The sequence below is a fragment of the Rhodococcus koreensis genome, from assembly GCF_900105905.1.
GTDB lineage: Bacteria > Actinomycetota > Actinomycetes > Mycobacteriales > Mycobacteriaceae > Rhodococcus_F > Rhodococcus_F koreensis.
In genome coordinates this window covers 6,562,500-6,574,670 of record NZ_FNSV01000005.1, presented here as the reverse complement: position 1 = coordinate 6,574,670, position 12,171 = coordinate 6,562,500, and the positions used below count along the sequence as shown (strand labels likewise).

Sequence of the window (12,171 nt, the reverse complement as noted above, 5' to 3'; positions counted from 1 at the left end):
CTAGCCGGTCACGGCCAGCGCGTCGATCTCGACGAGCATGACCTCGTGCGGGAGGTCGACGAAAACCGTGGTGCGGCACGGCAGCTGACCGCTCGGGACGTTCTCCGCGATGAACTCGCCGTACACGTCGTTCATCGCCGCGAAGTCGTCCCGGGTGGTGAGGTAGACACGGAACATCAGCACGTCTTCCACGCTCGCACCGCCGGCCTCGAGGATCGCCTTGACGTTCTCGAGGGTGCGACGGGTCTGCTCGCGCACGTCGCCTTCGGCGATGTACTTGTTCGTGACGGGGTCCATCGGGCCCTGCCCCGACACCTGGAGCATGTTGCCCTTCTTGATGCCCTGGCTGAACGTGTGCGCGGGGGCGGGGGCGCCTTCGGTGCGGATGACGGTGGTGTCGGACATATCGATACTCCTGTGTGTCGTTACTTTTCGGGTGGACGGGGGACGGTCAGGGCTGGGCGCGGTATCCGCAGTCTCGGGAGATCCGCGCCCCTACGGCCTGGAGGGGTTCGAGCAGGTCGAGGACGCGTTCGTAGCTGAGAACGACGTCGGGCACCGAGACCGAGACGGCGGCGACGACGCGACCGGACGCGCCACGAATGGGCACTCCGATGCAGTTGACGGACGGCTCGTTCTCCTCCTGATCGTGCGCCCAGCCCTGCTCTCGGACCATACGGATCTCGTCGAGGTAGCGTTCGGGCGTCGTGATCGTGTTGGCGGTGCGGGAGGAGAAGTCCATCGAGTCGACGACGGTCCGCAGTTCCGAATCCGGCAGGTCGGCGAGAATCACCTTCGCGACGGCGGTCGAATTGAGATTGGCGCGCAGCCCGATTCGCGAGTACATCCGAATCTGATCGTGTGATTCGAGTTTGTCGATGTACACCACGTCGCCGCCCTCCATCGCCGCGAGGTGCGTGGTGCGCCCGTACTCGCGGTTGAACGCGACGAGGTGCGGTGACGCGATGCGCCGCACCTCCCGCTGATCGGTGGCCTGTGCGGCGAGTTCGAAGATGCGGGAACCGAGGTGGTACTGGTTGCTGTTGTCGCGGAACGTGAACCGCTCGTCGGACAGCGTCCGCAGCAGCCGCAGCACGGTGGTCTTGTGGACTCCGGTCGATTCGGCCAGCTGGTCGAGGTTGGCGGGGCCGTTGCCGAGTTGCACCAGCAGGTGCAGGGCGCGGGAGACACTCTGACTCATCGTTCACTCCACTTTCACGAGAGAGAAGCCGTCGGCGGTGACGCTCGTTGCCGCCCAGTCCGATTCGGAACAGCGCAGCATCGCGTCGAGCAGTGCGGCGGGCGGCGGGGGCGCCGAGTCGGCGGCGACGGTCAGGGTGGCGGCGGCACCGATGTGCCCGCGGCGCAGGCAGCGCGCCTGATCCTCGCCGCGCACCACACCACTGAGATATCCGGCGGCGAAGGCATCGCCCGCGCCGACGGGTTCGATGACGTCCACGCGGAGTGCGGGAACGGCGATGCTGCGACCACTCCGGTCGACGGCCAGGGCCCGGTGCGCGCCGTCCTTGACGACGACGGTGGCGGGCGCGGGCAGGATCAGCCGCAACTCGTGCGGATCCGCGGTGCCCAGCACGCGCAGGGCCTCGTCGGCGCCGACGAGCACCAGATCGGCGAGATTCGCCAGTTCCACGACCATCCGCGGATCGCCGTCCGGCCACAGTTGCTCACGCCAGTTGACGTCGAAGCTGACGACACCGGAGATCCCCGGCCTGTCGCGGAGCAGTCTCCGCATCAGGGCGAGGCACGAATCGGACAGGGCCGGTGTGATTCCGCTGCAGTGGACCACGGCGGCGCGGCCGAACAGTTCCGCGACCGCCGGCCGGTCGAGGAATCCGGGGTCCATCGCCGACGCCGCCGAACCCGCTCGGGAGTACAGGCTGTCGGTCCGCGGCTCACCGTGCTCGTCGAGGGCGGTGGTCTTCGAGTAGTGACCGGTGGGCCGCTCGGGGTCGATCTCGATCGCGCGGACGTCGACGCCCCGCGCCCGCAGTTCGGTGCGGATGAGGGTGCCGAACTCGTCGTCGCCGAGTCGTCCGACCCAGGCGGCCGGGACACCGAGCGCGGCGAGACCCGCAGCGACGTTCGCCTCCGCGCCTGCGAGGTGGAGTGTCGAGTCCGGGGCCACCAGCACCATCGCCTCACCGAGGCACGCGACACCGGACTCGGGGGTGGGGGTCGATTCCTGCACTTCTTACCTCTGCGACTGCTCGGACCGGCACGGGATTGGGTTTCGAGAGCCCTCGCCGCGGTGATGCATGCCGCATCGGACCGTTGACGATGACCCAGGCCAATGCTAGACATAGGAGACGCAAAAACGCAATCAACGTTGCATACAGCGCAACGTAGCACTTCACGGCCCTTCTTCTGATGACGGCCAGCCCCACAGAACCCGAACGACAGGATCGACGATGACGATCAGCGGAACGGACGCACTCGATTCCGGTGCCTTGGCGGAGCTCGACGAGCTGCGCCTGTCCGACGTGGACAAAGCCCTCCCCTCCGCGGCGAACGGCCATACCAAGGCCGAGTTCCTCGCCACCCGGCCGAGGCTGTCCGCGTTCAGCACCCCGGTGATGGTGCTCGACGAGACGGCCATCGCCGGCAATCTCGACACCATGGCGGCGTGGTGCCGAGCGCACGGAGTCGACCTCGCTCCGCACGGGAAGACGACCATGTCACCGGTGCTGTGGGACCGGCAGATCCGCGGCGGTGCGTGGGGGATCACGCTGGCGAACTTCGGTCAGCTCCGGGTGGCGGTGCGATTCGGCGCGCGCCGGGTGCAGATCGCGAACTCGCTCGTCGACCCGACCGCCCTGCTGTGGCTGGCCGAGCAGATGGAAGCCGACCCGGAACTCGAAGTCCTGATGTGGGCCGACTCCCCGCAGACGGTCGACGCGATGACCGCGGCGCTGGCCGGCGTCACCGTGGTCCGGCCGCTGCCCGTGCTCGTCGAACTCGGCGGAGCGGGAGGCCGCACCGGCGCCCGGTCGGTGGCCGAGGCCGTGGCGGTCGCCGAACGTATCGGGGAAAGCCCCGCACTGCGGTTGGCCGGCGTCTCCGGTTACGAGGGGGCGCTCGCCCACGACGCGTCCGAGGAGTCCCTCGCCCGGGTCCGGGCGTACCTCCGGTCGATGGCCGAACTGCACCGCCGGCTCGAGGACGAGGGGCGCTACCCGGAAGGTCAGGACGTCTACGTGACCGCAGGCGGCAGTGCCTATTTCGACGTGGTCGCCGAGGTGCTCGCCGAACTCGCGGGCGGCAGAACCAAAGTGGTGGTCCGCGCCGGCGCGTACATCATCCACGACGACGGCTTCTACACCGGGATCACCCCGTTCGCCCGCGGCGGAGACGAGCAGGAACGCCGCCTCACGTCCGCGATGCACACGTGGGCCCGGGTCGTCTCCCGCCCCGAGCCGGGCCTCGCCCTGCTCGACGCAGGCAAGCGCGACGTCCCGTTCGACGAGGGACTCCCCACCGCGCAGGCCGTCGCCGGCGCGCTCGGGGCGGCGCCGCAACCCCTCGTCGGCGCCGAAGTGACCGCCGTCAACGACCAGCACGCGTTCCTCCGGCTCGATCCCGCACGGCCCGAACACGATCTGCGCGTCGGCGACGTCGTCCGGCTCGGTCTCTCCCACCCGTGCACCGCGTTCGACAAGTGGCGGTGGATACCCGTCGTCGGTGACGACTCCGACGATCCCGTCGTCGTCGACCTGATCCGCACCTTCTTCTGATCCCCCGCCGAGGACTCACACCATGACCACTCTGATCCGTTCCGCCACCGTCGTCGACGGGTCGGAGGCGCCGAGGTACCGCGCCGACGTGCTCGTCGACGGCGACCGGATCGCCGACATCCGGCCCGAGGCAGACCACTCCGCGACCGCACTCCCCGCCGCGGATCGTGTGATCGACGCCGACGGCCTGGTGCTCGCGCCCGGCTTCATCGACATGCACGCCCACTCTGACCTGCAGATCCTGCTGAATCCCGAGCACCCGTCGCGGATCACGCAGGGGGTCACCACCGAGGTACTCGGCCAGGACGGACTGTCCTACGCACCCGTCACCGACGACGTGCTCGCCGTGGTCCGGCGCAAGATCGCCGGATGGAACACCGATCCCGAGGGCTTCGACTTCTCCTGGCGGAGCGTGGGCGAGTACCTCGACAGGCTCGATCGCGGGATCGCCACCAACGTCGCGTATCTCGTCCCGCACGGGGTGGTCCGGGCGCTGGTGGTGGGCTGGGACGATCGTCCGGCGACACGGCCCGAGATCGAGGAGATGCAGCGGATCGTGGCGCAGTCCATGGTGGAGGGCGCCGTCGGGTTGTCCGCGGGGCTGACCTACACGCCGGGGATGTACGCGGACAACGAGGAGTTGCTGGCACTGTGCCGGACCGTCGCCGAATACGGCGGCTACTTCTCCCCGCACCACCGGTCGTACGGCGCCGGTGCCATGGAGGCCTACGCCGAAATGGTGGATCTGACGTCGCGGGCCGGGTGCGCACTGCACCTCGCCCACGCCACGCTGAACTTCGGACCCAACAAGGGCCGCGCCCCGGAACTGCTCGCCCTGCTCGACGCGGCCGAGTCCGCCGGTGCGGACATCAGCCTCGACACCTACCCGTATCTTCCCGGCGCCACCACACTGTCGGCGATCCTGCCGAGCTGGGCGTCGGCGGGCAGCATGGAGCAGACCCTCGACCGGCTCCGGGATCCGGTTGCGCTCGAACGCATCCGGGAGCATCTCGAGGTCACCGGATCCGACGGCTGCCACGGCGTGATCGCCGAGTGGCACACCCTCGAGATCAGCGGCGTGCAGAATCCCGAACTCGACGCCTACGTCGGGAAGACCGTCGCGGACATCGCCGTCGCCGAGAATCGCGACCCCTTCGACGTGTGCATCGACATCCTGGTCCGCGACCAACTCGGCAGCGGCATCCTGCAACACGTCGGCCACGAGGAGAACGTGCGCGCGATCATGCAGCACCCCCGGCACACCGGCGGCAGCGACGGACTGCTGGTCGGCGCGAAACCGCACCCCCGCGGGTGGGGAACGTTCGCACGCTACCTCGGGCACTACAGCCGCGACCTCGGCCTGATGTCCCTCGAGGAATGCGTCGGTCACCTCAGCGGCCGCGCCGCGACCCGGTTGCGGCTCGTCGACCGCGGATACGTCCGCCGCGGCTACGCCGCCGACCTCGTGCTCTTCGATCCGGACACGGTCGGCGACACCGCGACCTACGCCCGGCCGCGTCAGGCTGCGGCCGGTTTCTCTCACGTATTCGTTCGTGGCCGCCTCGCCCTCGAGGACGGCCGCCTCACCGGCGCGACCGCCGGAAGATCGTTGCGCCGCGAACAAGGAGGAGCAGTCCGATGACCGAGATCGACATCCTGCGTGCCGACCGGGCACTGACGGTGGTGCGTGCGGAGACCATCCCCGACGCCACCGACCTGTGCCATGCGCTCGCCGAGGGCGGAATCCGGACGGTCGAGTTGACATTCACCACCCCCGACGTGCTCCACCACCTCGGCCGCGCCGCCGACGCCGCCGCAGCGGCGGGCAGCATTCTCGGCGTCGGGACCGTGATGACGGGCGATCAGGCCGCGGCCGCGATCGACGCCGGCGCCCGGTTCCTCGTCACCCCCGGTATCCGCCCGGACGTCGCGAAAGTCGCTACGGGACGGTCGATTCCCGTCTTCCTCGGCGCGTTCACCCCCACCGAGGTGGCGATGGCCGTCGACCTCGGATCCGCCGCGGTCAAGATCTTCCCCGCCAAGCGGCTCGGCCCCCGCTACCTCTCCGACCTGCACGGCCCGTATCCCGGCGTGGAACTCCTGCCGTCGGGCGGGATCAACGATTCCAACGCCCGCGAGTTCCTCGACGCCGGCGCACTCGCCGTGTGCGCGGGCACCAGCGTCGTCCCACCGTCCAGTGTCGCGGCAGGCAACTGGACCGACATCACCGACCGCGCCCGCGCGTTCGTCACCGCGCTCTCGGCCTGAGCACCCTTCCCCTTCTCCCTGGAGACGCAATGACGTCGTTCGTCGACTGGCTGCAGCACGACACAGCCGGACTCCTCACTCTCGCAGCGATATCCATCGCCGTGCTGCTGGTCCTCATCATCAAACTCAAGCTCGAGCCGTTCATCGCGCTGATCGTCGTCGGCGTCGGCGTCGCTCTCATCGCGGGAGTGTCGGTGGTCGAACTGGTGGGCACCCCGACGTCGGCGGCCGACTCCATTCTGGAGAAGGGCTTCGGCGGGATCCTCGGGCACATCACCCCGATCATCGGCCTCGGCACCGTCCTCGGCGCGATGATGGAACGCTCGGGTGGCGCCGACGTGCTGACGGAGCGTCTTCTGAAGTTGTTCGGGCCCAAGGGCGCACCGCTGGCGATGGGTGTCACCGGTCTCGTACTCGGCATCCCCGTCTTCTTCGACATCGGCATCTTCATCCTCGCCCCGCTGGTGTACGTGGCGGCCAAGCGCGGCGGTAAGTCGCTGGTGCTGTACGCGATGCCGATGCTCGCCGGCCTGTCCATGACCCACGCGTTCCTGCCCCCGCACCCGGGCCCCGTCGCCGCGGCCGGTCTGCTGCACGTCGACATGGGCTGGATCATCATCATGGGCCTCGCCTGTGGCATCCCCGCCTGGTTCGTCAGCGGCGTGGTCTGGGGTAGCTGGATCGGCAAGCGCGTGATCATCGAGGTCCCCGACGAGTTCATCCCGGAGGAGAAGGAAGCCGACAAGAACCCGCCGCCACTCTGGCTGATCTCGTTCATCATCCTGGTGCCGATGGTGCTGATCCTCGGCGCGACGGTCGGCAACGTGGTCCTCGAGGAAGGCTCGACGCTGCTGTCGGTCCTCATCTTCCTCGGCACCCCCACGATCGCGCTGACCATCGCCGTCCTGCTGGCGCTGTACCTGCTGGGGACCCGGCGCGGGATCACGGCGCAGGAGATCGGTGCGATGTCTGCGGCGGCGCTGAAGCCGGTCGGCATGATCCTGCTGGTCGTCGGTGCCGGTGCGTTCTTCGGCGCGGTCCTGCGGGCCACCGGAGTCGGACAGGCCCTGGCCGACTCGATGGACGCGCTCGGTCTCCCGGTCATCCTGTCCGCGTACCTGATCAGCTGCGCACTCCGCATCGCCCAGGGTTCGGCGACCGTCGCCATCGTCACCACCGCAGGCGTCATCGAACCGTCGGTCGCGGCCGGGAACTACTCGTCCGCGCAGATCGCCCTGATCGTGATCGCCGTGTCGGCCGGATCCATCATCGCCAGCCACGTCAACGACGGCGGATTCTGGATCGTGTCACGGTATTTCAACATGTCGGTGAAAGACACCCTGAAGACGTGGACGGTGCTCGAAACCATCCTGTCGGTGGTGGGCTTCGCGATGGCCTCGCTGATCTGGGTGTTCGTCTAGGTGCCGGAATCCGCGTCGCGCAGCACCCGGGCGGCTCCGGCGAACGTCCGCACCTGCCCGTCGTCCCACACATGGGCGGGTACACCGCCGCCCAGCAGTGTGCGGACGAGTGCGGGATCGTCGCCGATCGGCACGTCGCTGCCCGCGATCACGATGTTGCCGTAGCGGCGTCCCTTGAGCATGGCCGGATCGGCGATGATCGTGGTGTGCGGGAACACGCTGCCGATGGTCGCCGCCTCCCGGCGCGCGAGGACGAGGTCGCGGGTGTCGCCGCAGTTCACCACGTAGATCCCTCCGGGTGCCAGCACCCGCCGCACGTGCCCGGTGAACTCCGTGGTCGTCAACGGTGCCGGAGTCGTGTTGCCGGCGAACACGTCGCGAACGATCAGGTCGCGGCTCGACTCCGTCAACGTCTCGGTGACCGCCCGCGCCTCCCCCACCCGCAGTCGCAGCAGTGGGGCCCGCGGCAGGTCGAACCATTCACGGACCAGTTCGGCGAGCTTGCCGTCGAGTTCGACCACCACCTGCCGGACATCCGGATAGCGGGCGGCGAGATGTCGGGCGAGCGAGCAGGCGCCGCCCCCGAGGTGCAGGGCACGCACCCGCCGATCCGTTCCCCAGTGCGAAGCGACCAGTTCGGCGATCCACCGCATGTACTCGAAATCCAGATACGTGGGGTCCGACAGGTCGATGTGGGAACTCTCGACGCCGTTCACCTTCAGCACCCAGCCGTGCGGGTTGAGGTTGTCCACGGCGAGTTCGCACGTCCCCGTGTCGATCGGGTACACACCGGGGACCGGACCCCCGTCGGATGTCCTGGCAGCCCGACCGCCGCGCTGCCTCCCCATCGTCCGTCTTCCCTACTGCTCGCGCCGCCCGCTCGCGTCTGCTGCGAGAATCGTCCTCCCACGATACCGGTCCGACACGCGGGTGCCCTACCGTGGAGACGCGCACGAGAAGGGAAGACGATGGAACCTCAGGAAGTCGACTTCGCGCACACCGAGGGCGCAGCGAAGCGGCGACGAGAGAAGGCGATGGGACTCGCGCGGTACGTGTGGGATCGCGGGATCAGCGGTCAGGAACTGCTCGACCTGACCGACAGCACGCTGCGCAAACTCGCCCGGGCGGCCGAGACGAACCCGCCGAGCACCATGGAAACCTGGCTCACCGTCGTCGAACTGCTCGATCAGAAGACGGCGTGGGCGCAGCGCCACCCCGACCATCCCGCCGCCACCCCGGCACACCGCGACGAGAAGATCATGTGGGTCACGCCGCCGGTCCAACCCTGGACCTGAACCGCTAGATCTCGCGCCGGCCTTCCCCTGCCTCACCTCACCCCTCCCCCTCCCCTCCCGGACGAACGGGACGCTCGTTCGATCGAACGCAACGAGCGTCCCGTTCGTCGCGGCGGGCAAGGCGGCTGGGTGGAGGTTGATGGCAGGCTAGAGGTGTGAGCACCTCGGACTCGGTCGGCGGTGCCCGGGTGGGAAAACGCACCGGGCGTCCCCGATCGCTGTCCGAGGACGACATCGTGCAGGCGGCCCTCGCCGACAACCTCAGCACCCTGACGATGCCCGCGGTGGCGCGCCGGCTGGGGGTCAGCCACTCCACGATCTACCGCTACTTTCCCGACCGCGAGGCGCTGCTGCGGGCGTGCGTCGATCACGTGGCCCGGTCGATGGACTGGCCCGACCCCGAGTTGGACTGGCGGGAACTGCTTCTCGCGTTCGCGGACCGGTTGTGGGCGAGCTTCGAACGGTACCCGGGGCTGGCGCAGGTGGAGTTGACCGTCCCCGGCACACCGTCCGGGGTGGTGGACTGCATCGAAACACTCGTGCTGTCGCTGCACCGGCAGGGATTCTCCACACGGGACGCGTTGCTGGTCGTCGATTTCGTCGCCGAACTGACCATGACGCAGTTCTCGATGATGGGCGGTCTGGACGACACCGTCAGCCCAACCGATTCGCGGACCGCCCGGGAGGCGTATCAGGACAGCTGGGGCGGCTCGCCGGTGCTGGCGCAGGCCCTCGGCGACGAATCGACGTGGCAGGACCGCGGCTGGATGGAGGACAAACTCGCCCTCGTGCTGGACGGTCTTGCGCTCCGCCGCCTGTGAGTACTTGTCAACGTCCTGCGGTTGACAAGTACTCACGGGATCTCCAGTATTTGATCGTCGGACGCTCCCGGATCGCCGCGGCCGTCGCGGTTGCTGGTGCTGAACCAGACGGTGCCGTCCGGTGTCGCGACGACGGTCCGCAGCCGCCCGTATTCGCCCTCGAACAGCGACTGCGGTTCACCGACCGCACCGTCTGCGCCCACGGGGATCCGCCACAGCCGTTCGCCGCGCAGCGCCGCGACCCACAGCGCGCCGTCGTGGAACGCGAGACCGGACGGGGACGCCTCGCCGGTGGACCACTGGATCACCGGGTCGACGAAGCCCGCCTCGCCGGCCCGTCCCTCGACCTCCGGCCATCCGTAATTGCCGCCGGGTTCGATCAGGTTCAGCTCGTCCCAGGTGTTCGCGCCGAACTCGGTGGCCCACAGCCTGCCTGCGTCGTCCCACGCCAGGCCCTGCACGTTGCGGTGCCCGAGCGACCACACGGGCGATCCGGGAGTCGGATTGTCGGCCGGGATCGATCCGTCGGGGTCGATGCGCAGGATCTTCCCGCCGAGCGAGGACGGGTCCTGGGCGCGCGGCCGGTCGCCGGCTTCACCGGTGGCGACGTACAGCTTGCCGTCCGGGCCGAACGCGATCCGGCCGCCGTCGTGGATCGATCCGGCGGGGATGCCGGTGAGGATCGGGGCCGGCTCGCCGAGGCTGTTGCCGTCGAAGGGCAGGGAAACCACCCGGTTGTCGTCACCGGTGGTCAGGTACGCGTAGATCGTCCGATCCGTCGCGTAGTTCGGCGAGACGGCCAGGCCCAGCAGTCCCGATTCGCCCTGCGCCGACACACCGGGCACCTCGCCGATCACGGTGGCGCTCCCGTCCGCCTGCAGGTGCCGGATGGCGCCGCTGTCCCGTTCCGCGATCAGCGCCGTCCCGTCCGGCAGAAACGCTATCCCCCACGGCACGTCGAGGTCGGACGCCACGACGGCCGGCGCGGCGGCGGACGGCGCGGCGGCCGCGCTGGTCGGCGACACCTGCGCCGAACTCCCCTCGGACTGGCAGGCCGCGCACGCGACAACCAGCAGCGCCGCGGTGGCCGCGAAAAGTCGCTGTCCCATGGATGTCCTCCCGTCGCGCGACCGCACCCTGTCCATACTCCCCCACCGCGCAGCGCAAAGCGTCCTCCCGAGCGCGTCCGGTGCCTAGACTCGAACCATGGCCACGTCTTCCCGAGCCGGTAGGACCACGGTGATCGATGCCCGACGTTCGGCCGGTAAGGCCGCACGCGAAACACTCTCCCGCAAAGCGCAGGGTGCATTCGCCCTTCCCGAGCGCGACCCGGTGGCGGTGATCGAAGAGCAGAACACCACCCGGCTGCAGACCCTCGTGCCGATCCGGGTCGGACGGATGCTCGAATCACCGTTCGCGCTGTACCGCGGGTCGGCCGCGATGATGGCACACGATCTCGCCGACTCACCGGTCACCGGTTGCCAGGTCATCGCCTCGGGCGACGCGCACCTTGCCAACTTCGGGCTGTTCGCCTCACCGGAACGCCGGATGCTGTTCGACCTCAACGACTTCGACGAGTCCTACCCGGCGCCGTGGGAGTGGGATGTGCGCCGCCTCGCCGCGAGCGTGTGGATCCACGGACGCGCCAACTCGTACACCGAGGCGCAGTGCGCCGACGCCACGGGCGCAGCCGTCCGCGCGTACCGCAACACTTTGAGTGCACTGTTTCAGCTGACCGCCACGGAGCGGTACTACTTCCAGGAGGAGACCGACGTCCTCGAGCACGACCCGCGCGCGCAGAAGCAGCGGATCCGCGCGATCGCCGAGAAGGCACGCAAACGGACGTCCGAACAGGTCCTCCGGAAGCTGACCACCATGGAGGAGGACGGCAAGCCCCACATCGTCGACCAGTTCCCCGTCATCCGACATTCGACGAAGTACGACCTGGGCCGCATCACCGAGTTGTACCTTCTGTACCTCGACACCCTGCGCGCGGACATTCGACTGTTGCTGACGCAGTACGAAGTGGTCGATTATGCGATGCGCATCGTGGGCGTGGGCAGCGTCGGGACCCGCTGCTGGTTGCTGCTGCTGCAGGGGCCGGCCGGCGAGCCGCTCTTCCTGCAGGCCAAGGAAGCACCGCGGTCGGTTCTGGAGACGCACGGGAAGGTCGCGACCGCACCGGACTCGATCATTCGTGCGGTCGCGAAGAACGGTCAGGGTTCCCGGGTCGTCGGCGCGCAGCGCATCCTCCAGGCGCAGTCGGACCCGTTTCTGGGGTGGGTGCGCGGCGTCGAGGGCGACGACGGACTTCGGCGCGACTTCTACCTGCGGCAGTTCCGCGACATGAAGGGGTCCGTCGACCTGCAGACCCTGGAACCGGCGCAGTCCATGAAATATGCAGCACTGTGCGGCACGATGCTCGCCCGTGCGCACAGCCAGAGCCCCGGATCAGCCTTCGTCGCGGGATATCTCGGCAACGGGGAATCGTTCGACCTGGCGATCACCGCCTGGGCCCGACTGTATGCGGACCAGTCCGAGAAGGATTACGACGCGCTGCGGGCGGCGGTGAAGTCGGGGCGGCTTCCCGCGGAGACCGGTCTGTAGACCGGTA

The 12,171-nt window shown here is 68.9% G+C and carries 12 protein-coding genes; 7 read left to right on the top strand and 5 right to left on the bottom strand.

Going from position 1 to position 12,171, the window contains the following annotated elements; all coding sequences use genetic code 11:
* The 3 genes from BLV94_RS34470 to BLV94_RS34460 are packed head-to-tail and all read right to left on the bottom strand — an operon-like array spanning position 1 to position 2,209.
* Positions 1–405 carry a RidA family protein gene (locus BLV94_RS34470; protein ID WP_005251231.1) on the bottom strand — a complete coding sequence of 135 codons (405 nt, stop codon included), beginning with the start codon at positions 403–405 and terminating at the stop codon, positions 1–3.
* Positions 406–451: 46 nt separating this feature from the next.
* A complete protein-coding gene (locus BLV94_RS34465; RefSeq protein WP_072946380.1) occupies positions 452–1,201 on the bottom strand; it encodes an IclR family transcriptional regulator in 750 nt (249 codons plus the stop codon).
* Positions 1,202–1,204: 3 nt separating this feature from the next.
* Positions 1,205–2,209, bottom strand: coding sequence for a sugar kinase (locus BLV94_RS34460; RefSeq protein WP_143051451.1), 1,005 nt, complete (start codon positions 2,207–2,209; stop codon positions 1,205–1,207).
* A gap of 220 nt (positions 2,210–2,429) precedes the next feature.
* Between BLV94_RS34460 and BLV94_RS34455 the strand changes: the two genes are divergently transcribed.
* Genes BLV94_RS34455 through BLV94_RS34440 form a run of 4 tightly spaced genes read left to right on the top strand, consistent with a single transcriptional unit; the run spans position 2,430 to position 7,441 of the window.
* Positions 2,430–3,752 (top strand): amino acid deaminase, encoded by a 1,323-nt coding sequence (locus BLV94_RS34455; protein ID WP_072946381.1) that lies wholly within the window; start codon positions 2,430–2,432, stop codon positions 3,750–3,752.
* Between the two features lie 22 nt (positions 3,753–3,774).
* On the top strand, positions 3,775–5,394 hold the full coding sequence (locus tag BLV94_RS34450) for an N-acyl-D-amino-acid deacylase family protein (RefSeq protein ID WP_072946382.1): 1,620 nt from the start codon (positions 3,775–3,777) through the stop codon (positions 5,392–5,394).
* On the top strand, positions 5,391–6,020 hold the full coding sequence (locus BLV94_RS34445) for a bifunctional 4-hydroxy-2-oxoglutarate aldolase/2-dehydro-3-deoxy-phosphogluconate aldolase (protein WP_072946383.1): 630 nt from the start codon (positions 5,391–5,393) through the stop codon (positions 6,018–6,020). Before BLV94_RS34450 ends, BLV94_RS34445 begins: the two co-directional genes overlap by 4 nt.
* A gap of 29 nt (positions 6,021–6,049) precedes the next feature.
* Positions 6,050–7,441 carry a GntP family permease gene (locus BLV94_RS34440; protein ID WP_072946384.1) on the top strand — a complete coding sequence of 464 codons (1,392 nt, stop codon included), beginning with the start codon at positions 6,050–6,052 and terminating at the stop codon, positions 7,439–7,441.
* Here BLV94_RS34440 and BLV94_RS34435 read toward each other — a convergent pair.
* Positions 7,438–8,289 (bottom strand): spermidine synthase, encoded by an 852-nt coding sequence (locus BLV94_RS34435; RefSeq protein ID WP_072946385.1) that lies wholly within the window; start codon positions 8,287–8,289, stop codon positions 7,438–7,440. The two genes, BLV94_RS34440 and BLV94_RS34435, sit on opposite strands and share 4 nt — an antisense overlap.
* Before the next feature lie 120 nt (positions 8,290–8,409).
* Here BLV94_RS34435 and BLV94_RS34430 point away from each other — a divergent pair, with 120 nt between their 5' ends.
* Together BLV94_RS34430 and BLV94_RS34425 are read left to right on the top strand one after the other, a co-directional pair.
* Entirely contained in the window at positions 8,410–8,736 is a 327-nt protein-coding gene (locus BLV94_RS34430) for a hypothetical protein (RefSeq protein ID WP_072946386.1), read from the top strand.
* Between the two features lie 155 nt (positions 8,737–8,891).
* A complete protein-coding gene (locus BLV94_RS34425) occupies positions 8,892–9,557 on the top strand; it encodes a TetR/AcrR family transcriptional regulator (RefSeq protein ID WP_072946387.1) in 666 nt (221 codons plus the stop codon).
* A gap of 32 nt (positions 9,558–9,589) precedes the next feature.
* On the opposite strand, the gene BLV94_RS34420 is transcribed toward BLV94_RS34425, so the two are convergent.
* Positions 9,590–10,666, bottom strand: coding sequence for a PQQ-dependent sugar dehydrogenase (locus BLV94_RS34420; protein WP_072946388.1), 1,077 nt, complete (start codon positions 10,664–10,666; stop codon positions 9,590–9,592).
* Between the two features lie 97 nt (positions 10,667–10,763).
* Between BLV94_RS34420 and BLV94_RS34415 the strand changes: the two genes are divergently transcribed.
* The gene (locus BLV94_RS34415) at positions 10,764–12,164 is read left to right on the top strand and encodes a DUF2252 domain-containing protein (protein ID WP_072946389.1); all 1,401 of its coding nucleotides are present in this window, start codon (positions 10,764–10,766) and stop codon (positions 12,162–12,164) included.
* Positions 12,165–12,171 lie beyond the last annotated feature (7 nt).

Excerpts from the sequence above, each read along its gene's own strand:
- BLV94_RS34470 (WP_005251231.1), bottom strand. The coding sequence starts at position 405 with ATGTCCGACACCACCGTCATCCGCACCGAAGGCGCCCCCGCCCCCGCG.
- BLV94_RS34465 (WP_072946380.1), bottom strand. The coding sequence starts at position 1,201 with ATGAGTCAGAGTGTCTCCCGCGCCCTGCACCTGCTGGTGCAACTCGGC.
- BLV94_RS34455 (WP_072946381.1), top strand. The coding sequence starts at position 2,430 with ATGACGATCAGCGGAACGGACGCACTCGATTCCGGTGCCTTGGCGGAG.
- BLV94_RS34450 (WP_072946382.1), top strand. The coding sequence starts at position 3,775 with ATGACCACTCTGATCCGTTCCGCCACCGTCGTCGACGGGTCGGAGGCG.
- BLV94_RS34445 (WP_072946383.1), top strand. The coding sequence starts at position 5,391 with ATGACCGAGATCGACATCCTGCGTGCCGACCGGGCACTGACGGTGGTG.
- BLV94_RS34440 (WP_072946384.1), top strand. The coding sequence starts at position 6,050 with ATGACGTCGTTCGTCGACTGGCTGCAGCACGACACAGCCGGACTCCTC.
- BLV94_RS34435 (WP_072946385.1), bottom strand. The coding sequence starts at position 8,289 with ATGGGGAGGCAGCGCGGCGGTCGGGCTGCCAGGACATCCGACGGGGGT.
- BLV94_RS34430 (WP_072946386.1), top strand. The coding sequence starts at position 8,410 with ATGGAACCTCAGGAAGTCGACTTCGCGCACACCGAGGGCGCAGCGAAG.
- BLV94_RS34420 (WP_072946388.1), bottom strand. The coding sequence starts at position 10,666 with ATGGGACAGCGACTTTTCGCGGCCACCGCGGCGCTGCTGGTTGTCGCG.
- BLV94_RS34415 (WP_072946389.1), top strand. The coding sequence starts at position 10,764 with ATGGCCACGTCTTCCCGAGCCGGTAGGACCACGGTGATCGATGCCCGA.